General features: G+C 63.0%; 18 protein-coding genes. 3 read left to right on the top strand and 15 right to left on the bottom strand.

The features are described from left to right. The first annotated feature begins 237 nt into the window (after window positions 1-237). Complete coding sequence (gene mhpT / locus AB4N98_RS02415; protein ID WP_065878562.1) at window positions 238-1470, top strand: 3-(3-hydroxy-phenyl)propionate transporter MhpT; 1233 nt, start codon at window positions 238-240, stop codon at window positions 1468-1470. On the opposite strand, the gene AB4N98_RS02420 is transcribed toward mhpT, so the two are convergent. The 3 genes from AB4N98_RS02420 to AB4N98_RS02430 all read right to left on the bottom strand — a co-directional run bounded on the left by AB4N98_RS02420 (window position 1448) and on the right by AB4N98_RS02430 (window position 4777). Next, window positions 1448-2395, bottom strand: coding sequence for a SphA family protein (locus AB4N98_RS02420; protein WP_065878564.1), 948 nt, complete (start codon window positions 2393-2395; stop codon window positions 1448-1450). The genes mhpT and AB4N98_RS02420 overlap by 23 nt on opposite strands. An 81-nt stretch (window positions 2396-2476) precedes the next feature. Then, window positions 2477-3244 (bottom strand): coniferyl-alcohol dehydrogenase, encoded by a 768-nt coding sequence (locus tag AB4N98_RS02425; protein WP_017528270.1) that lies wholly within the window; start codon window positions 3242-3244, stop codon window positions 2477-2479. Between the two features lie 57 nt (window positions 3245-3301). Continuing rightward, window positions 3302-4777, bottom strand: coding sequence for a benzaldehyde dehydrogenase (locus AB4N98_RS02430; protein WP_017528269.1), 1476 nt, complete (start codon window positions 4775-4777; stop codon window positions 3302-3304). A gap of 269 nt (window positions 4778-5046) precedes the next feature. On the opposite strand from AB4N98_RS02430, the gene AB4N98_RS02435 reads away from it, so the two are divergent. Both AB4N98_RS02435 and AB4N98_RS02440 read left to right on the top strand, forming a co-directional pair. After that, on the top strand, window positions 5047-6801 hold the full coding sequence (locus tag AB4N98_RS02435; RefSeq protein WP_065878570.1) for a sigma-54-dependent Fis family transcriptional regulator: 1755 nt from the start codon (window positions 5047-5049) through the stop codon (window positions 6799-6801). A 119-nt stretch (window positions 6802-6920) separates the two neighbouring features. Then, entirely contained in the window at window positions 6921-7532 is a 612-nt protein-coding gene (locus AB4N98_RS02440) for a TetR/AcrR family transcriptional regulator (protein WP_017528267.1), read from the top strand. 203 nt (window positions 7533-7735) lie between these two features. Here the strand turns inward: AB4N98_RS02440 and AB4N98_RS02445 are convergent, their stop codons facing one another. From AB4N98_RS02445 to AB4N98_RS02500, 12 genes are all read right to left on the bottom strand, one after another. Beyond that, window positions 7736-8839, bottom strand: coding sequence for a polyamine ABC transporter substrate-binding protein (locus tag AB4N98_RS02445; RefSeq protein WP_017528266.1), 1104 nt, complete (start codon window positions 8837-8839; stop codon window positions 7736-7738). Window positions 8840-8879: 40 nt separating this feature from the next. Beyond that, the gene (locus AB4N98_RS02450; protein ID WP_116079600.1) at window positions 8880-10217 is read right to left on the bottom strand and encodes an alginate export family protein; all 1338 of its coding nucleotides are present in this window, start codon (window positions 10215-10217) and stop codon (window positions 8880-8882) included. A 116-nt stretch (window positions 10218-10333) separates the two neighbouring features. Continuing rightward, a complete protein-coding gene (locus AB4N98_RS02455; RefSeq protein WP_065878574.1) occupies window positions 10334-11596 on the bottom strand; it encodes a serine hydrolase domain-containing protein in 1263 nt (420 codons plus the stop codon). Window positions 11597-11719: 123 nt separating this feature from the next. Then, on the bottom strand, window positions 11720-12217 hold the full coding sequence (locus AB4N98_RS02460) for a flavin reductase (protein ID WP_017528263.1): 498 nt from the start codon (window positions 12215-12217) through the stop codon (window positions 11720-11722). 11 nt (window positions 12218-12228) lie between these two features. After that, the gene (locus tag AB4N98_RS02465; RefSeq protein WP_017528262.1) at window positions 12229-13188 is read right to left on the bottom strand and encodes a PDR/VanB family oxidoreductase; all 960 of its coding nucleotides are present in this window, start codon (window positions 13186-13188) and stop codon (window positions 12229-12231) included. 50 nt (window positions 13189-13238) lie between these two features. Further along, window positions 13239-13979 carry an SDR family NAD(P)-dependent oxidoreductase gene (locus AB4N98_RS02470; RefSeq protein ID WP_017528261.1) on the bottom strand — a complete coding sequence of 247 codons (741 nt, stop codon included), beginning with the start codon at window positions 13977-13979 and terminating at the stop codon, window positions 13239-13241. A gap of 11 nt (window positions 13980-13990) precedes the next feature. Beyond that, the gene (locus AB4N98_RS02475; RefSeq protein WP_017528260.1) at window positions 13991-14467 is read right to left on the bottom strand and encodes an aromatic-ring-hydroxylating dioxygenase subunit beta; all 477 of its coding nucleotides are present in this window, start codon (window positions 14465-14467) and stop codon (window positions 13991-13993) included. Window positions 14468-14482: 15 nt separating this feature from the next. Next, window positions 14483-15757, bottom strand: coding sequence for an aromatic ring-hydroxylating oxygenase subunit alpha (locus AB4N98_RS02480; protein ID WP_017528259.1), 1275 nt, complete (start codon window positions 15755-15757; stop codon window positions 14483-14485). Window positions 15758-15776: 19 nt separating this feature from the next. After that, the gene (locus AB4N98_RS02485; protein ID WP_017528258.1) at window positions 15777-16139 is read right to left on the bottom strand and encodes a hypothetical protein; all 363 of its coding nucleotides are present in this window, start codon (window positions 16137-16139) and stop codon (window positions 15777-15779) included. A 17-nt stretch (window positions 16140-16156) separates the two neighbouring features. Continuing rightward, window positions 16157-17329, bottom strand: coding sequence for an indole-3-acetate monooxygenase (iacA, locus tag AB4N98_RS02490; RefSeq protein ID WP_017528257.1), 1173 nt, complete (start codon window positions 17327-17329; stop codon window positions 16157-16159). 440 nt (window positions 17330-17769) lie between these two features. After that, window positions 17770-18300, bottom strand: coding sequence for a nuclear transport factor 2 family protein (locus tag AB4N98_RS02495; RefSeq protein ID WP_017528256.1), 531 nt, complete (start codon window positions 18298-18300; stop codon window positions 17770-17772). 1 nt (window position 18301) lies between these two features. Next, the gene (locus tag AB4N98_RS02500; RefSeq protein WP_065878578.1) at window positions 18302-19426 is read right to left on the bottom strand and encodes an amidase; all 1125 of its coding nucleotides are present in this window, start codon (window positions 19424-19426) and stop codon (window positions 18302-18304) included. Window positions 19427-19481 lie beyond the last annotated feature (55 nt).

The following is a 19481-nucleotide window of genomic DNA, read 5'->3' on the forward strand; positions in this document are numbered from 1 at the left end:
GAGAATGGAAACAGCAGGCGGCACTCGTCAACAGCCACTGACCGATAATCGAACATTAATAAACGTATCTATTTGGCATTTTCCTACGCGCGCTAATCTCAAACGGCCGGGGTAGACGGCTCTTTTCATGATGGCGTGCGCAGATCCGCCGCCCTTCTTTTTATAGTTATATTTGTTATCTTAATTGCCAGCGGCCGGCCAGGCTCGCCACAACAAAAACAACAATGAGGTTTGCCCATGAACAGTCCATCGCGTCGTTCGACGCTGACGATCGCTCTGTGTTTTATCGTTGCGCTGATCGAAGGCTTCGACCTGCAAGCGGCCGGCACCACCGCCGCAGGGTTGCGCCACAGCTTTGCCCTCGACCCGAAAATGCTTGGCTGGGTGTTCAGCGTCGGGATCATCGGCCTGCTGCCGGGCGCGTTCTTTGGCGGCTGGATCGCCGACCGTATCGGCCGCAAGAAAATCCTGGTGATGGCGGTGCTGCTGTTCGGGCTGTTCTCCCTGAGCACCGCGTTTGTCGACAGCTACGGCAGCCTGTTGCTGGTGCGCTTCCTTACCGGCCTGGGCCTGGGTGCTGCGCTGCCCAACCTGATCGCCCTGTGCGCCGAAGCGGTGAGCGAGCGTAACCGTGGCACCGCCATCAGCGTGATGTACTGCGGCGTACCGCTGGGCGGCGCATTGGCGGCGGTGGTGGCGATGTTTTCCAGTGAACACTGGCAAACCACGTTTATCATCGGTGGCCTCGCGCCCTTGCTGGCCGTGCCATTGATGATCCTGCTGCTGCCTGAATCCAGCGCCTTTCGCCAACAGTCGCCCACCACGCCCGGCGCCCGCGCCTCTACCCGCCAGGCCCTGTTCGGCGAAGGTCGCGCGCGCACCACACTGGCGTTGTGGCTCAGTTATTTCTTCACCCTGACCGTGATGTACATGCTGCTCAATTGGCTGCCGTCGTTGTTGCTGGAACAAGGCTTCAGCAAACCCCAGGCGGGCATGGTGCAGATGCTGTTCAATATCGGCGGCGCCCTGGGCTCGCTGCTCGGCGGCGTGCTGCTGGACCGCTGCAATGCGCTCAAGGTGGTGGCGTTCGTATACGTCGGTTTGCTGGGCGCGCTGGCGGGTGTCGGCCTGTCGGTGGGCATCGTGCCCATGGCCATCGCGGGCTTCGCCGCCGGTTTGTTCGTGATGGCCGCGCAACTGGTGCTATACGCCAGCGCCCCGCCCTCCTACCCCACTGCCGTGCGCGCCACGGGTGTCGGGGCGGCCGTGGCCATCGGGCGATTGGGCTCGGTGGCCGGGCCGCTGGCAGCCGGGCAATTGCTGGCGGCGGGCGCCGGTACCACCGGCGTGCTGCTGGCGACTTCGCCAGGGGTGGTCATTGCCGCACTCACCATCATCAGCGTGATGGTGCGTACGGCGCCCCTGAACCTGCCCGGTACCTCGACCTCTAGAACTGATGCAGCCAGTTGAGCACCAGTTTGTTGCCCTGGGTACGGTTTTGCGCCTGCTGCTCAAAGTAGGCGTTCACTGACAGCACGTTTTCCTTGTTGAACGCGTAGACCAGGCCTGGGCCGATGGCCCAGACCTTTTCGCGACGCCCGCTCACCGCGTCCCCATCAACCTTGGTGTCGGTGATCTGCTTCAACCAGTAGCCGTTCAACCCCACGCTCAGCTGTTGGCTCACGGCGTATTGCAACGTCAGGTTGGCGTGCAACGCCTGGCCGGCCTGGGTGCTGGAGACATCGCCAAAGCCGGCCGCCGGCTCATCGTTCTTGCCATTCCACAGGTACATGAAGCGCCCACTGGCCGACCACGTGGGGTTGAACCAGTAGGTGGCTGCGTAGTACGGGTTGAATGACCAGAAGTTACTGCCGGGGTTGATCGAGCGCTTGCGATCATAGGCGCCCACCGGCACCGAGATGTCGGCCTCGACACGCTGGGTCAGCAGCGGGCTGCCGTCAGCGCGGCTCATGGTCGGCAGTTGCAGGAAAGGCCCGATCACCACATCGCCAAACCCCGCGCGGGAACTGAGCGCAGCATTGTCCAGACCGTCATCGACATCCACATGGGCCAGCGACGTATTGATCAGGGTAAGGCCCGGCATCGCGCCGTTGGCCAGGGGTTGGCCGACGTAAATGATCTGCGTGGTCGGCGCCACCACTTCGACGTCCTGGCGGGGCAGCGCCAGCTTGTTACCGTGGGCATCGTTGAATCGGCTGGCCCGGGAGTACGTCAGGTATTCCTCCAGGTACCAACCGGGCCCGGCGGGTGCCGGCGAGCCATCATAGAAACTGGTGCTGCCCAGGTTAAGTCCTGGCAGGTCGTAGGCGTATGCGGTTGACGACAGCGCGACAAACGTGGTGGCCGCAACCGTCCGCAAGATAGGCTTGAGCATCTTGTATGTCCTGTATTTTTGTTGTTGTTCAAGACCCCCGGCGCGGTGGCTGCGCACCGGGACTTAACGGGGTGGCAAGGCCTACACGTAGGTGGCCGCCAAGCCACCATCCACCGGCAGGTTGACGCCGTTGACCCAGCGCGCCGCGTCCGAGCAGAGGAAGGCAATCACCGCCGCCACCTCGTCGGCCATGGCCGGGCGAGTCATGCGCCGGCTGTCCTGGGCCACCCGCTCCGGGCCGAGCATGCTGACGAAGTCACCGAGGATCGGCGTGAACACCGGCCCCGGCGCGACGCAGTTGATGCGCACACCGTGATCGCGGAACCAGGCCTGGGACTGCGCAAAGCTCCAGACAATCAGCGCCTCCTTGAAGTACTGGTAACAGCTAGCCTGCTCGACCGGATGGTCGTTGAGCCATTGCTGCCCGGCGCGGTAGCTTGCAGTCGCCGCCAACGCCTTGTGCTGCGCCAGCCGTTGCGGCCACTGCGCGCCGAGGACCGAGGCGACATTGACGATGCTGCCGCCCACCGGCAGGCGGGGCAACAACGCTTGGGTGAGATGGCGCAGCCCCAGGTAATTGACCTTGGCCACCGCTTGCACCGGTGCCGTGCCGGGCACGCCGGCAATGTTGCAAAGCGCGTCGACCCGCGCCGGCAGGCGCGTCACCAAGGCATCAATGCTGGCAGGGTCGCCCAGGTCGGCCTTAAAAAAACCATCCAGGGTCAACTGCGGTTCATGGCGATCGACACCAATGACCGTGGCGCCCTGGAAGCGCGCAAGCCGTGCCAACTCGGCGCCAATGCCTGAGGCGACGCCGGTGACGACCAGGGTTTTGTTGTGCAGGTTCATAGTCAAGCCCTCTTGTTTTTGTATAGGCGTGGGTGCATCAAAACCGCGAGCCGGGGCTCAGAAAGGGTAAGTCGGCGCAGTGTTTTTCACGGTGACCCACTGCCACTGGGTGTACTCGTCCCAGTCGGCCGGCCCGCCGACACTGCCGCCATTGCCGGACGCACCGCGCCCACCGAAGGGGTTGATGCATTCGTCTGCCACGGTCTGGTCGTTGATGTGCAGCAAGCCGACGTCAAGCCGCTCGCCGATGGCCATGGCACGCCCCACCGACGGCGAGATGATGCCGGCCGAGAGGCCGTATTCCGTGCGGTTGGCCAGCTCGATGGCCTCCTCGTCCGTGGCAAAACTGACCAGCGTGGCCACCGGGCCGAATATTTCATCTTCAAAGGCGCGCATGCCCGGCCGCACGCCGCTGAGCACGGTGGGCTGGTAAAACAACTGGTCGTATTCGCCGCCGGCTTCCAGCCGCGCACCGGCTTGCAGGCTGTCGCTGACGATCTCGTGTACACGCTGCAATTGGCGCGCGTTGATCAACGGGCCGAGCGCGGCTTCACCACGGGCGGCATTGCCCACGGTCAGGGCCCGAGCCTTGTCCACCAGCTTGCGCGTGAAGCTGGCGGCAATCGATTCATGCACCAGGATCAACCCGGTGGCCATGCAGATTTGCCCTTGGTGCAGCCAGGCGCCCCAGGCGGCGTTGCTCGCGGCCAGGTCGAGGTCGGCGTCTTCGAGGATGATCAACGGGTTCTTGCCGCCCAATTCCAGCGCGACTTTTTTCAGGTGTCGTCCGGCCACCTCGGCGACTTTGCGCCCCGCCGCCGTGGAGCCGGTGAACGCGATCATCCGCACATTGGGGTCGCGGCACAGTGCCTCGCCCGCCGGCGCGGCACCCGGCAACACGTGCAGCAGGCCCTTGGGCAGGCCAGCCTCCTCGAACAGCCGGGCGATGAGGAACCCGCCGCTGACCGGGGTTTGCGGGTCCGGCTTGAGCACCACTGCATTGCCCGCGGCCAGGGCCGGCGCCACCGAACGCATCGACAGCACCAACGGGAAGTTGAACGGGGAAATCACCCCGACCACGCCATGGGGTTGGCGCCGCGCATACGACAAGCGTCCCGCCGCACTGGGCAGCACCAGCCCATGGGGTTGGGACAACAGCCCCGCCGCCTGATGCAGCAGCACAATCGCCTCGCGCACTTCGTGTTCGCCCTTGAACAGCGCCGCCCCGGTTTCCCGCGCGACATACAGCGCCAGTTCGGCAAAGGACTGCTGGGCTAGATCGGCCGCCCTGCGAAACACTTCGGCGCGCTCCCGTGGGCCGAGGGCGGCCCATGCCGGTTGGGCCAGGGCCGCGCTGCGGCTGGCAATGGCGACGTCGGCGGGGCTGGCCATGGCGCAACGCATCAAGGGTTCGCCGGTGGCCGGCTCGATAACAGGGACCGCAGCCCCCGAGGCGGGTATCCAAGCGCCGTTGAACAGGCACTCGGACTCAATGGCCCGCTGTAGCAGGTGGGTGGTTTCAGACACTGACATGGCAACTCCGGTTCTTGTAATTGTCATCGTCCGCACAGGGTGCAAACGCCGCCTCAAGCCTTGAGCAAAGGCTGTGCCGTTTGCACGCGCCGGCCGGAGCATCCGCCGGCGAAGGCTCTAGGCCGGGGCCTGCCGCACACTACCCAGGCACGCCGCGCCCAGCGCCGAGAAAAACCGCAGCCTTGCCACTTGTTCAATTGATAAGGTTATGTTTAATAACTATCTCAGCGGTTACTCATATCGATCATTCGCTTTGCAGGGGCATAACAATGACTAATCCCCACGGCGCTGTGCCTGAACATCCGACGGCCACTGCGCCCTATCATCCGCGTGGCGACAGCCGCCAACTCAGCGACAACAGTTCGCCGACGCCGGCGGAACTGACCGACTGCCTGTTTTTTTCGCCCGAAGACGGACGCATCTGGCTCAACGACCAACGCATGCTGCTGCTGCACAGTTCCGCCTTCGGCACCCTGCGCGGGGAGGTCATCGAAAGACTCGGGCTGGAGCAGGCGCGCGGCCTGTTCACACGCACCGGTTACGCCTCGGGCTTGCGCGATGCGCGCCTGATCCGTGAACGCTGGCCCCAGGCCGATGCCGCTGCGGTGTTTCGCGCCGGCACGCACCTGCATACCCTGGAAGGCATGACCAAGGTAGAGCCGCTGCACTTCAAATTCGACGCTGACTCGGGGTTCTATGAAGGCGAGTTTCTGTGGCACCACTCGTGCGAGGCCGACGAACATGTCAGCGCCTATGGCATCGGCCAGGACCCGGTGTGCTGGACGGAAACAGGCTATGCCATCGGTTTCGTCAGCGGCCTCTTCGGGCAAATGGTGATTTTTCGCGAAGTGCAATGCCGTGGCATGGGCCACAGCAGTTGCCGGGTGATCGGCAAGACGGCCGAACAATGGGGCGACGTGGAACAGGACCTGCGCTACCTGAATGTATCCCAACCCATCACCAGCCCCGCCGTTACCACGCCCACCCCACCGCTCAATGAGGGCAGCAGGCTTGATGCGCCCCCACCGCTGATTGGCGCCAGCGCCGCCTTCAACGCCGCGACCCAAGCCCTGCAACGTGTCGCGCTGACCCCGGCGACGGTACTGATCAGCGGTGAGTCCGGCGTGGGCAAGGAGATGTTTGCGCGCCAGTTGCACCAACTCAGCGCCCGCCGCGACAACCCATTCGTGGCCCTCAATTGCGCGGCCATCCCCGACAACCTGATCGAGGCCGAGCTCTTCGGTGTGGAGCGCGGCGCGTATACCGGCGCCACGCATTCGCGTCCCGGGCGTTTCGAGCGCGCCCAGGGCGGTACGTTGTTCCTGGATGAAATCACCAGCCTCAGCCTGGCCGGGCAAAGCAAACTGCTGCGGGCCTTGCAGGAACGCGAGATCGAACGCGTCGGCGGCGTGCGCGGCATCAAGGTAGACGTGCGGGTGGTGGCCGCCACCAATATTGATCTGCGTAAAGCGGTGGCGGACGGCACGTTTCGCGAAGACCTGTTCTACCGGTTGAATGTCTACCCCATCGCCCTGCCGCCACTGCGCGAACGCCGGGATGACATCCCCCTGTTGATTAATGCGTTCCTCACACGGTTCTGCCAGGAATATGCACGCACGCCCGCAGGCTTGACCATGCGCGCCCTGAAAGTCCTGCTGCGCTACGACTTCGCGGGCAATGTGCGCGAACTGCAAAACCTGATCGAGCGCGGCTTGATCGCCAGCGATGAGGGCCAAGCCATCGACTTGGTGCACCTGTTTCGCAACGAAGCCCTGCCCGCCGCTGCGTACAGCCTGGACGATCACGGCAGCCTGTCGAACAGCGGCCCGGTTGCGTGCCCCGCACTGCTGGACACCCTTGGCCAACTGGACCAGGGGTTTTCCATCGAAGGCCTTGAATCTCGCCTGATCAACGAAGCCCTGCAACGCAACGCCGGCAACCTGGCCGCCGCCGCCCGGCTGGTGGGGCTGAGCCGCGCCCAATTTGCCTACCGTTTGAAGAAACATCAGCGCCAAACCCGCTGAGTTTGCGCAGGCAAGCGCGCTGCCCGGCAATCAGTGCTTTAAAAGCTTTACCCATTTAAGTATTTTGCTGGGGTAACGGGCGACCAGCGCCCTCTTTTTCCTCGTGACAAGGACCTCCCGTGAGCGGACTGCGTGAACGTCAGAAAGCCGAACGACGGCAAGCCATCAGCCAGGCAGCCATCGAACTGTTCGAGCGCCAGGGTTTCCAGAACACCACCATCGAACAGATCGCCAGCCAGGCCGGCGTGTCGCCGCCCACGGTGTTCAAGTACTTCGGCAACAAGCAGGAAATCATCCTCGAAATCCTGCACAACGCCGACCAGCGCGCCATCAGCGACACCCGCAGCCTGATCCAGGACATCCAGGACCCGGTCGATGCGATGTGCCATTTGGAGCGGCTGTTGACCGGTTACGCCTTGGAGGTCATGCACCCCAGCCTCTGGCGCGAACTGCTGCCGCTGATCCTGTTCGGTGGCAGCAATGAATTGCCCGCAGGCTACAGGGCCATGAACGATGCGCTCAGGGCCGAAATCAGCCAATTGCTCCGGGAACTGCAGCAAGCCGGCAAACTGCGCCCGCAACTGGATGTGGAACTGGCCGCGTTCCTGTTGAACGACTACTCACACCTGCAACTGTTCAGGCTGGTCAACCAGGAACAGCCGGATATCGAGGCGCACTCCTTGCAGGTCAGGCGCATCACCGAGTTGCTGTTTTATGGCATGCAGGCCTGATACCGGTAGCGGTAGGTCAGTGACCCATGTACTGACTGACCCATTGCTATCGGGAGCAAGCCCCCCTCCCACATTTAACTTGTGCTGTTTCTGGGGGCTCAGCGGTGCAGGTACGCCATAAGCCACCTGCTCGGCCGTCCCTGACCACCACAGCCCCCCTCCTACATGGATGAATCCGCGACCCACCCCGTCAGCCGCGCTGCTCAGCGGTTGGTCTTGATGGCGGTCCAGGTACGGTTGCGGATGCGCTCCACCGCGGAGGGCACCGGCTCCAGGGCGAACAGGGTCTTGCGGGCCTCTTGCGGCACGTACATGTTGGGATTGTTGCGAATGCCGGCATCCACCAACGCGGTGGCGTCCTTGTTCGGGTTGGGGTAGCCGATCTGGTTGCTGATGCGCGCAATCACGTCCGGGCGCAGGATGTAATTGATGAACACGTGGGCCTCGGCAGTGTCGGGCGCATTGGCCGGGATCATCATCACGTCCGACCACATCGGCGCGCCTTCCTTGGGCAGCGCCATCGCGACCTTGACGCCCTTGCCGGCGGCATCGGCCAAGCGCGTGGCCAGGGCCACACCGCCGGACCAGCCCACGCCGATACAGATATCGCCATTGGCCAGGTCCATGCCGTAGCGCGACGAGTTGAAGTAGGTCACGTAGGGCCGGATCTTCATCATCAAGGCCTGGGCCTGGGGGTAGTCCTCACGTTTCTGGCTGTTGGGGTCCAGGCCTTTGTAGTGCAGGGCAATCGGCAGGATTTCATTACCGGCATCGAGAAAGCCCACGCCGCAACTGGCGAGCTTGGCGAGGTTTTCTTCCTTGAAAATGATGTCCCAGCTGTTCATCTGCACGTCCGGCCCCAACGCCTTGCGCACTTTGTCGACGTTGTAGCCGATCAGCGTGGTGCCCCACAGGTAGGGCGCGGCATAACGATTGCCGGTGTCGCCCACCACCTCCAGGGATTGCATGAACTGCGGGTCCAGATGCTGCCAGTTCGGCAACTGCCGGCGGTCCAGCGGTTGCACGGCACCGGCCTTGATCAAGTGCCCCAGGTTGGCGGTGCCAGGGAACACCACGTCATATCCCGAGTTGCCCGTCAGCAGCTTGGACTCCATGGTTTCGGCACTGTCGAACACGTCATAAATCGGGCGAATACCGGTTTCTTCCTGGAAGCTCTTGAGTACGTCAGGCGGCAGGTATTCGATCCAGTTGTAGATGCGCACGGTTCGTTCTTCGGCCAGGCAAAAACCGCTGATCAACAGCGAAGCAAGCGTGCCCAGCAAGGTGTTACGCAAAAAACCATTCATGATGAAAACACTCCAGCGCGGCCGCGATGGCTCGCAGCACTTAATAGCGATAGGTGAAATACAGCTCCAACGCACTGAACTTCTGGTCGTTGCCGAATACCTGCCTGGCAGCGGCCAGTGGCTTGACCCAGTTATACGACAGCGACGTATAGAACGACGGCGTGGGCGTCCAGTCGAGGAATATCACGCTCTCGTCGGCAAAGCGCCGGTCACTGACCGCCGCGCCCATGTAGTTTTTTTCATCCAGCCAGAACTGGTAGTGAATCGCGCCGAGGGTCAGGGTTTCGTTGAGGTGGGTCTTGAGCGAGAACTGCTGGACATTTTCGTTGCTGTTGAACAGCAAGTAGTTGCCGACCACGTCACCGACCAGCCACGTGCTCCAATCGACGAAGCCTTTGCTCAGCGGGTCCCAGGCTTTCTGGCGGTTATCGGCCAGGTTGTCGTCACCGGAAAAACTCGCGTAGCGATAGCCGATCACCGGCGTCAGCGGCAACGTGTTGAAGGCATAGTCGGCCTGGCCGTACCAGGCGTTGGCAGCGTAATCGACACCCTCGCCGCTGCCGCGCTCAAGGGCGTATTCGGCATTCAACGTCAATGCCTGAACACCGGGCACCTTGGCATTGAGCGCCCGCAGGTTGTACACCTGCATCCCGTCGCGACGACGCGGCAGCGTGCTGCCTTTGGGCCCCAGGGCGTTGACCTTCATGGCCATGGCGCCCAGCGTAACCTGGTCAGCGAGGTTGTAATCGAGGTTGACGCCGGTCATGCGGAAATCGCCCAGGTCATCATCGGTGCGCAAGGTGAACACCTGCGACTTCAGCGCGCCGTGGGTCCAGGCCAGGATCGCCGAATCCTCGAAGGCCGTGCGCGGGCCCAGCCAGTAGGCGGCGTCCTTGAACTGGTCGAGGTTGCCATCCATGACGATGAACCCCGTACCGATCATGTAGTTCTGGCGCCCGGCGGTGAAGGTCCATTCGCCGGCGCGCACGCCTGCATAGAGTTCTTCGGCGGCGACCTTGCCGTCGGAGCTGCGGGTGAAGCCGCCTGCATCGCCGTCGCCGAAGGTGGTGGCCGCCACCAGGGAACCGCCGGCCAGCAGGCTGAAATCGGGTTGCAACGCATACTCGAGCTTCACCCCCGGCTTTACGTAGAACTCTTGCCAGTTGATCCGGGTGCCGCCATTTTTGCCGTTGCGCCCATCGACACGGCCACTGCCGAAGTTGACGCCACGGGTAGACAACGTCGCGCCGCCCGCCGTGAGATTGACTTCACCCTTGAGGTTACCGTCCTCAAAGGTGTAGCCCGCCCACGCGACATGGGTGGTCAAGGGTAAGCCGAACGCTAAGAGCGCTCGAGAGAAACGCTGGGTGAAAACCATAAGAAGCTCCTGTGGAATTATTGTTGTTACAGGGCAGTCAATGGCGACGCAGCGCGCCGCCAACACCTGGCCAAGCCAGGTGAATAGAACGCAAGACTCTTATTGTTTGGCGTGTATCAGTGGCTCAGGTGGGCGGCGATGCTGCGCAGCATGCGCACGCTGTCGCCATCGAACGGGCTGACCGCCTCGGTCAGCGAGGATTGCTTGACGATCACCACGCCGGACGGTTTGTCGATGAACAGGTATTGGCCGTGGATCCCACCGGCCATCAAGGCCTGGCTGTGGTCGTTGAATACGTACCACTGGCTTCGATAGGACGCACCCGGCGTCCAGCGGGAGAACTCGGTATTTTGCGCGTAGATCGCCGGATCGGCCCCGGCGGCGATACGTGCCACGGTGTGTGGCGAGAGCAGCTCAACCCCTTCATGACGCCCGTCATTGGCCAGCAGACGGCCGAAACGCGCCATGTCTCTCAAGGTCGCGCTGAACCCCGCCCCGGCGACATTGCGCCCCCACGGGTCGGCCATGAAATAGCCGTCGCGCTCGCAACCCAGGCGCTCCCAGATCTGTTCCAGCATCTGGCTGCACGCCTGGCCCGAAGCGCGCTCCATGACCCAGGCCAAGGCCTCGGTGGTCGCGGTCACGTAATGGAAAAAGCCCCCATGAGCGCCGCGCTTTTGCAACGACGGCAGGTACTGATACAAGGACTCGTACCGCGTGTATTGCGCCGGTGCCGGTTGGAAGCCGCAGGCATAGCCGTATTGCGAGCTCTCTGAAGCGGGATCGTCATACACCTCGCTGTAGTCGATGCCCACCGCCATATCAAACAGCTGACGCACCGTGGCATCGCCAAACGCGCTGCCCGCCAATTCAGGCACGTAGTACGCGGCAGGCAAGTGGGGCTTGAGCGCGCCCTGGGTGACCAGTTGCTCACCCAGGGTACCGATCAGCGACTTGGTCACCGAGAACATGATGTGCCGGTCACCTGCGCGCTGGCCATTGAAGTAACGCTCGAACAACACCGTGTCGCCCTGCATCACCAAGAAAGCGTCGGTCTGGCTGGCCAGCAAATGATCGATGACACGGATGCTCAACCCGCATTCACTGTCGAAGTACAACGCATCCAGTGCCGTGGGCGCGTCCTTGAGTGGACCGGCAGGCGCCGCGCCGGCCTGCACATCAATGGTGGGGCGCAGGCGCGCCAGGTTGCGAAACCCCCATTGGCTGTAGGGCGAGCGCATCCAGTTGCCCCACGTTACCCGCTGATTCGGCTCTGCCGGGAAGCCCTGCATCAGTAATGGTGCCAAGCGAGGCTCGGCTAAGGATTGCGCAGCCTGGGCATACAGGCTGGCGAGTGACGGCGTGATTTTCTGACCCATGGCATAACCCTGGAAATGACTCTGCGTTTGAGCAGATGCGCCGCAATCATTAACCAGGCATTATTCTTTAGTCAATAAAATATTTTACCGACACTCACAACTTTCAGCCTTCGAACAATGCCGTCAGCAGGCCTTCGACGCGTGGCCCAGACGGTGGTAGGCACGGTTGAAATACACCAGCCCCTCGTCGGCGCCGCTCTGGCGAATGGTCTGGATCTGGCAGTAAAAAATACTGTGAGACCCCACCTCGTGTACCTGCACGATACGGCAGTCGAAATTCACCAGCGCTTGGAGCATCACCGGCGCGCCGCTTTCCAGCGTGGTCCACTCGGTGACGGCAAACCGTTCATCCATTGTCAGCGTGCGGTCGGCAAACGCGCCGGACAGGTGCTGATGATCACCACACAAGGTGTTCACGCACACCGAACCGTTACGCTTGAAATGCTCGTTGGAATGCGAGGAACGGTTCATGCACACCAACAGCGTGGGCGGTGAATCGGTCACGCTGCACACCGCCGAGGCGGTAAAGCCGAACCGACCCGCCACGCCGTCGGTGGTGATCACCGACACGGCACCGCCCAGCATGGCCATTGCATTGCGAAAGCTGCCTACGTCTACCATGGTCGTTCCCCTTAGATATCCAGCACGAGTTTTTTGGATTTGGCGCGTGAACAGCACACTAGAATTTGATCATTCCCGGCCTTCTCCTCGTCCGTGAGGTACACGTCCCGATGGTCCGGCTCGCCTTCAAGCACATCGCACAGGCAGGTACCGCACACGCCCTGCTCGCAGGAAATCTCGATCTTGATGCCGACCTGCGCCAGCGCGGCGAGAATGCTCTGCCCTTGCGCCACCTGTACGGTCTTGCCACTGCGGGCGGCCACCACTTCGAAACTGCCGCCCGAGCTGTCCACGTCCACCTGGAAATACTCCCTGTGGATGTGCGCCTCGGTGTAGCCCCGGTCGCGCGCGCCCTGGATCACCCAGTCCATGAAACCGGCGGGGCCGCAGGTGTACAGGTGCACGCCGGCCTCGCCACGGCCCAGCACCTTGGCCAGGTCGAGCTTCTGTTCGGCGCCTTCATCATCGAAGTGAGTGAACACCTGCGCAGCAAACGGCGCGCCGGCCAGCTCTGCGAGAAAGGCACTGCGGCCGCGCTCACGCCCGCAGTAATGCAGTTCGAATGACTTGCCGGCCGCGTGCAGGGCGTAGGCCATGGCGATCATCGGCGTGATGCCTATGCCGCCGCCCAGCAGCAGCGAACGCCGCGCCTGCGCCGCCAGCGGGAACAGGTTGCGCGGTGTGCTGATCTGCACTTCGCGGCCTTCGAACAGGGTGTCGTGCACCCCCACCGAACCGCCGCGCGAGGCCGGGTCTTTGAGCACGCCCAGGCGATACAGGCTCGGGTCGGCGGGGTCGCTGCACAGCGAATACTGGCGCACCAGCCCCGGGCCGATATGGATGTCGACATGCGCACCGGCATCGAACAGCGGCAGCGGCGCGCCGTCACGACGGGTCAGGTCCAGGACGACAACGCCGTCCCCTTGCAGCTCGCGCTTGCGCACGACTACGTCCAACAGTTGTTCAGTCATGGCCGTTATTCCATGGAGTTCGCAAAGGCCGCCGTGGCGGCCGTTATCAGTCAGCGCATGAACAGGCCGCCATTCACGTCCCAGGTGGCCCCGGTGGTGAAATAGGCTTCGGGCCGTGCCAACTGCACAATCAGGTCACCCAGAAAATCCGCATCGCCAAGACGCTGCACCGGAATATTGGCCAGCAGGCCCGGCAGGCGTTCGGGCGGGATCGCCGCGCGCACCGCCGCCGACTCGATCGGCCCCGGAGCGATCGCGTTCACGGTCACCCCGCGCGCGGCAAATTCCTTGGCGAAGATCTTGGTCAACGTGACGATGCCGCCCTTGCTCGCGGCGTAATGCGCGCCGGTCGCGGTACCGCCGTTCTGCCCGGCCAGGGACGCCATGTTGATGATGCGTCCGTAGCCGGCCTCGGCCATGTACGCGCCCAACACCTGGCAGCCGAGGAACACGCTGCGCAGGTTCAGGCCCACCACGGCGTCGAACTCCTCGGGGCTGATCTGCAGCAACGGCGTGGTCTTGGTCACCGCGGCGTTATTGACCACCACGTGCAGCGTGCCGAAGCGCACCAGCACCTGGTCCAGGGCCGCTTCGAAATCGGCCTTGCTGCCGGCGTCCAGTTGCAACGCAAGCGTGCGCTCTGCGCCGGGGTCCAACTGCCTGGCGCAGGCTTGTGCGGCCTCAAGGTTGAGATCGCTGATTACCACCGAGTACCCGGCCCGCAGCAGGCTGGCACAGAAATGCTGCCCCAGGCCCTGCCCCGCGCCCGTCACCAACGCAATCTGGTTCATATCGGCGCGCCTCAGAGGATGTAGCCGATACCGGCGAGGGCATCGTCACTGTTAATCAGGCTGACCACCTTGCGGTGGATCTTGAAACCGCTGTCGCTGCGGATCAGGTCGTAGGTCAGGTCGGCGCTGTAGAATTTCAGGCTTTCCTTGCGAAACTCGCGCACGTTCTGCGCACAGCGCACGCTGACCTGGTTGCCGTCGTCGGCCAGCACGCGGAACCGCGATTGCAGGCGCACCGTGCGCGGTTGCGGGCTGGTGGAGATCGACTCGCCGCCGGTCAGGCGCTGCACCCGCAGCTCACGCATGGCGTGGTCGTCGTAGGCGTAGTTAAGGCTGTTCTCGAAGTCGGTTTCCTTCGGGTTGATCGGAATGATGTAGGTGCCCTTTTCGGTCCACATCTTCAACCAGCCGTCGTATTCACCGTGGTCGAGCATGTCGCCTTCCTGCCAGATGAAAGCGGTGACTTCTTGCAGTAATTGCAGGTTCATAAGGTTCTCCACAGGTCAGGCCGACATCATCTTCTTCCACTGCTGGTACCCGGCGCGCATGCCGGTCTCGGCACTCACGTCGGACACTCGCCCGTCCTCACTGGCCTGCTCGCCGGGCAGGCCGCGATTGAGCATGATCCACAGGTCTTCACCGGCGCCGGCGCCTTTTTGAACCCGTTCCCAGGCTTCGGAGTCGTCGGGAGTGCCGAAGCCCATCGGGCCCTGGAAGTGCTCGTGCAGGCGCAGGCGGTAACGGTTGGCCACGGCCGGGCCGCCGTCCATGGTGATCACCGCGTGGTGGATTTCGGTCTCGGTCACCGAGATCGGTTGCAGTACACGAAAGAACGCCATCGAACAGGCGACGTTGGGAAACAGGTTGAGGTTGAAGCCAGTACCACCGACCGCACGCACGATCCGGCGGACTTGTTGCTCGTCGATGCCTTCGTCGCGCAGCTCGGCCGCCAGCCCTTCGAAACGCTCGGGGATCGGTTTGTCCAGGTCGGCCTCGAGGTCGATCAGGTCGGGAATCATCACCATCACGCTGTGGCCGTTGCCCAGGTCTTCGACGTAGCCGGGGCCTTTGACGAAGTCGAACAGCGCCATGGTCTGTTCGTCCACCGATGACAAAAAGCTCTTGTGTACCAGCGGGAAGTGGTAGGCGTCGGTGGTGTTTTCCAGTTGGATCTTCCAGTTGCCGGGGAAGCGGAAGCGGTGTTCGCCCGGCACCTTGATGCCGTAGCCGGCGCCCTGTTTCATGAACAGGTCCATCCATTTTTTCGCCGCGCCAAGATAGTCTTCCAGCGGCTCGATATCGTCCTTGAACGTGGCGAAAATCATGCCGGCATAGCTTTCGGTGCGCAGGCTGACCAGCGGCAGCTCGGCCTTGTCGATGCAGTCGCCGTAGCTTTCCGGGTGCGGAACGCCGCGCAGCGATCCATCCAGTGCGTAGCCCCAACCGTGGTAGGGGCAGACGAAGCTGTTGGTCTTGCCCTTCTTGTGTTCGCACACCGTGGCGCCACGGTGGCGACAGCGATTGAGCAGCACGTGTACGTCTTTCTTGCGATCACGCACCACAATCACCGGCTGCTTGCCGACGTAGGTGGTCTTGTAGCTGCCGTTGTCGGGTATCTCGCTGTCGTGGGCGACCCAGATCCAGGTGCTGTAGAAAATCTTCTCAAGCTCGGCGTCGAACAGTTGCGCGTCGGTGTACATCGAGGTGTGGACGCGGTCGGCCTGCACCAGGTCGGCGGGGTCTACGGCGAGGTTTACAGCGGGAATCAACTTGCTCATGGAAGTGTCCTCGTCGGCATCAAGTACGCTGGATGATCAGCTCGCGCCCAACCCGGGCTTCAACCTTGGTGTAGCGCCACAGCTTGTAAGGGCCATCGCCCACCGGCGTGCTGCGAAACAGGTTGCACGCGGCATGCACGGTCTCGATGTCCGGCACGTCGGCCAGCAGGTAGGTGGTCCAGGGGAAGCCATCGGACGGCCCGACCATGCTCTGGTCGTCATCCATGTTGCCCAGCACCTTGACCCCGGCGAGGTCGTGGATACCGTTCCACATGGCGCTGAACGCTGCCCACACCTGCAATTGCTCATCGCGCGGGGCGTCGAAAAAGTTCTGGTTGATGCCCATGCAGAACAGCACGCGCAAGGTCTTTTTATCGCTCATTTTTTTGTTCTCGATGGTTAGAGGTAGCCAGGCAGAGGCTGTTTGCCGAAGAACATGGCTCCGGCGTTCTGATAGGTGATGTCGCCCATGAAGGCGTGCTGGGTGACCACTTGGGCATCGTTGACGCAGCGCGCCAGCGGGCTGTCGTTGTACACACCGCTCATGCCCGAGAGCATTTGCGCGGTACGCGCCACGTCAGCGGCGACGCGGGTGGCATGGGTCGACGACAGCCGCAACAGGTTGGTCGCGGCCACGGGGACCGCGTCGCCGGCCAGCACGTAGTCCCAGGCGCGGTCGATGGATTCGTAGAAAAACGCACGCGCGGCGCGCAGTTCGGCTTCGGCGCGGGCAATGTCGACCTGGGCCAGTGGCCGATCGGCAATCGCCGGGGCGCCGGTGACCGACACGCGACCGCTGGCCATGTCCGCCAGCGCATCGAGTGCCGCACGCGCCACACCCAGGCCGACCACCGAGAGCACCTGGGTGGCGAATGACAGCGATGGGTAGCGGAAAAACGCCTCGTCCAGATTCGGCAGGCCACCGCGCACGAACGTCCATTGCTCGTCGACCCGCACGTTGTCGGCGACCAGATCATGGCTGCCGGTGCCGAGCAGGCCGACGGTGTCCCAGGTCTGCTCGACGCGAATCGCGCTGCGCGGCATCACCGCAATGCGCGGTAGGCCGAAGGTATCGCCACTTTTCGGGGCGATGCCGACACCGACGATGTCCGCGCCCAGGGAGCCGCTGGAGTACTTCCAACGGCCATTGACCACAAAGCCGCCCGCGACCGTTTCAGCCGGTTGCGGCGGGAAGATGCCGCCGGCGAACACCACGTCAGGGCCGTCGGCATACACCTGGGCAATGCTGGCGGGCGGCAGTGCCGCGAGGTAGACCGGGCTCATGCCGAAACTGGCGACCCAGCCAGCAGATCCATCAGCCTGGGCAATACGCTCGATCAGTTGGCAGAACTCGGCCGGCGAACACTCCAGGCCCCCAAAGCGCTTGGGCACCAGCGCCCGGTAGACACCGTGCTGCTTGAAGGCTTCGATCACATCCGGCGAGATATGGCGCTGGCGGTCGAATTCACCGGTACGGGCCCGTTCACGCACATCGACGAGCAACGCTTCGAAAGCGGGGCCACTGGCAAGCGGACTCACCGCACCCACCGCTGGTTTTTTTAGCGAATGCATACATTTACTCCGTTGTCAGGAACGGTATTGGGCTGGGCAGGAAATCAGGGTCGAGATGGGGCGAGACGCGCAACGAGCGGGATGGATCGGCATAGTGATTACCTTTGTTTTTGTGGGTGCCGTTGGCGGTGAATCTGGTCCTTAATACGTGAATTGTCAATTGATTTATCACGCTAAACAACACCACTAATCACGCAATTAAAAGCGGGAATTACTGGAACAAACAACTATATCTATTTGTTTTTAATCAATAAAAAACACACAAAACCACCTCGTATAAAACCTGAAACCCGCGAAAAATTATTTATTTTTTACACAAAAATATGGGGGCGGGCTTTCTCCCGAAGGCGGTGTATCACGTCAACATGAGTCGACTGATACACCGCCTTCGCGAGCAAGCCCGCTCCCACAGGGGGTCTGCGTTGTTTTGGGGTACGGGGTTATGCGTCAGCGCTTGAGGGCACCGGTAGCTCGGCGTCGCTGTTCCATGCCTGCACCGGGCGGCCGAACAGGTTTTCGGTCTGGAAATGCGCCATGCGCCAGTGCCCATCTTCCTCGGCGAAGCGCACCGTCAGGCGCGCCGCATTGAGATGGGAGGCACCGCTGGCGAAGGTCGACGTCTGCAACATCACCCAACTGCCGATGACCGCATCGTCGCGCACCTCGATCAGCTCACTGGTGAGGAAGTGCACGTTGAGGGCAAAGTGTGCCGGCGTTTTCATGTAGCCGGCGAACATTGCCGCAATGGCCTCGCGCCCACGGTAGCCACCAAAACTCTTGGCGTACCTGGCGCCCTTGCCCTCCCACACCGCGTCCCGGGTGAACAGGCCGGCCAGCTCATCGAGCGGGGTGTGGGCGTCGAGGGCATCACACAACACCATGTAGCGGTTCATGCAGGCGCGGGCGCTGTCCTGGGTTTCAAAACGGCGCAGGCGTTGTTCCAGATCGGCGCGTGGGGCGGCTGTGTTCATGTCAATCCTCCTGCCCGGCGTAAAGGCGTTCAAGCAAGCGCCCGGCGATGGCCAGCAGTTGTTCATCGGCGCCCTTGGCCCCGACCAGTTGCAAGCCGACCGGCAGGCCCTCGGCACTGGCCAGCGGAATGCTCAGCGCCGGGTGCCCCGACAGGTTGAACGGGCGCACGAAGGCGGTCATGCCCAGCACCGCCTGGGTGTCGCCCGCCTCGGCCAGGGTCAGGGGTAAGTCCGGCATAGTCGGCAGCACCAGCACGTCGACCAACTGCAAGGCGGCGTCGACTTCGGCACTGAACTGCACGCGCACCTGCTCGGCCTGCGCCAGTGCCGCAGCCGTGGTGTGGCCGGCGGCGGCCAGGCGCGCGGCGATATCGGCGCCCACTTTGCCGGTTGCCAGCAAGTGCCCGCAGGCATCGAAGGTCTCGCGGTTGATCACCACCATGCCGGCCTCATAAGCCGCCTGGAGGCTGGGCAGTGCAAGGGTTTGGCCCGGCAACCGGCTGCCGGCGATGGCCGCGTCGATCACGCGCTGTACGGCTGCACTCGCCTGCACGGCCACGATGCCCAGGCGCGGCGAAGCCGGCGCCGAGACAGGTTTGAAGGTGACGTCGATGGCTTGCATGGCGGTAACCAGCATCGGCAGGCTCGGGGCAAACGGGCCAACGCAATCGAGGCTGCTGTGCGCCGGCATCACCCCGCGCCGGCTGACCCGCCCGAACGTTGGTTTAAAACCGAACACGCCACAGCAACACGCCGGGATGCGCACCGAACCGCCTGTGTCGGTCCCCAGGGAAAAATCCGCCAACCCGGCCGCCACGGCCGCCGCCGAACCACTGGAGGAACCACCCGGAATACGCCCAGGGAAACGCGGGTTCGGCGCGGTGCCGGTCCAGTGATTGATGCCCGTGGTGCCGAACGCCAGTTCATGCAGGCTGGTCTTCGCCACTATGCGGCAGCCTTGGTCCAGCAGCGCCTGTACCACATCGGCGTGGGCGGCTGCCGGTGCGGCATCCGCCAGGGCCTGGCTGGATGCGCGGGTCGGCGAGCCGGCGATATCGATGGTGTCCTTGACCATGACGGTCGGCCCATCGCCGCCAAGGGAAAGCTGTTCAATCACCAGGGTCATGTCACGTCACCTTCAGTGCAAAATGCGCAATCAGGGCGCCCGATGCGCCCTTTGC

The organism is Pseudomonas sp. S3_E10, from assembly GCF_054667615.1.

Coding starts and splice junctions, on each gene's coding strand:
- AB4N98_RS02470 (WP_017528261.1), bottom strand. CDS start 13,979: ATGAACCAGATTGCGTTGGTGACGGGCGCGGGGCAGGGCCTGGGGCAG.
- AB4N98_RS02460 (WP_017528263.1), bottom strand. CDS start 12,217: ATGGTAGACGTAGGCAGCTTTCGCAATGCAATGGCCATGCTGGGCGGT.
- AB4N98_RS02495 (WP_017528256.1), bottom strand. CDS start 18,300: ATGAACACAGCCGCCCCACGCGCCGATCTGGAACAACGCCTGCGCCGT.
- iacA (WP_017528257.1), bottom strand. CDS start 17,329: ATGCATTCGCTAAAAAAACCAGCGGTGGGTGCGGTGAGTCCGCTTGCC.
- AB4N98_RS02465 (WP_017528262.1), bottom strand. CDS start 13,188: ATGACTGAACAACTGTTGGACGTAGTCGTGCGCAAGCGCGAGCTGCAA.
- mhpT (WP_065878562.1), top strand. CDS start 238: ATGAACAGTCCATCGCGTCGTTCGACGCTGACGATCGCTCTGTGTTTT.
- AB4N98_RS02485 (WP_017528258.1), bottom strand. CDS start 16,139: ATGAGCGATAAAAAGACCTTGCGCGTGCTGTTCTGCATGGGCATCAAC.
- AB4N98_RS02450 (WP_116079600.1), bottom strand. CDS start 10,217: ATGGTTTTCACCCAGCGTTTCTCTCGAGCGCTCTTAGCGTTCGGCTTA.
- AB4N98_RS02425 (WP_017528270.1), bottom strand. CDS start 3,244: ATGAACCTGCACAACAAAACCCTGGTCGTCACCGGCGTCGCCTCAGGC.
- AB4N98_RS02430 (WP_017528269.1), bottom strand. CDS start 4,777: ATGTCAGTGTCTGAAACCACCCACCTGCTACAGCGGGCCATTGAGTCC.
- AB4N98_RS02500 (WP_065878578.1), bottom strand. CDS start 19,426: ATGACCCTGGTGATTGAACAGCTTTCCCTTGGCGGCGATGGGCCGACC.
- AB4N98_RS02445 (WP_017528266.1), bottom strand. CDS start 8,839: ATGAATGGTTTTTTGCGTAACACCTTGCTGGGCACGCTTGCTTCGCTG.
- AB4N98_RS02480 (WP_017528259.1), bottom strand. CDS start 15,757: ATGAGCAAGTTGATTCCCGCTGTAAACCTCGCCGTAGACCCCGCCGAC.
- AB4N98_RS02435 (WP_065878570.1), top strand. CDS start 5,047: ATGACTAATCCCCACGGCGCTGTGCCTGAACATCCGACGGCCACTGCG.
- AB4N98_RS02420 (WP_065878564.1), bottom strand. CDS start 2,395: ATGCTCAAGCCTATCTTGCGGACGGTTGCGGCCACCACGTTTGTCGCG.
- AB4N98_RS02455 (WP_065878574.1), bottom strand. CDS start 11,596: ATGGGTCAGAAAATCACGCCGTCACTCGCCAGCCTGTATGCCCAGGCT.
- AB4N98_RS02475 (WP_017528260.1), bottom strand. CDS start 14,467: ATGAACCTGCAATTACTGCAAGAAGTCACCGCTTTCATCTGGCAGGAA.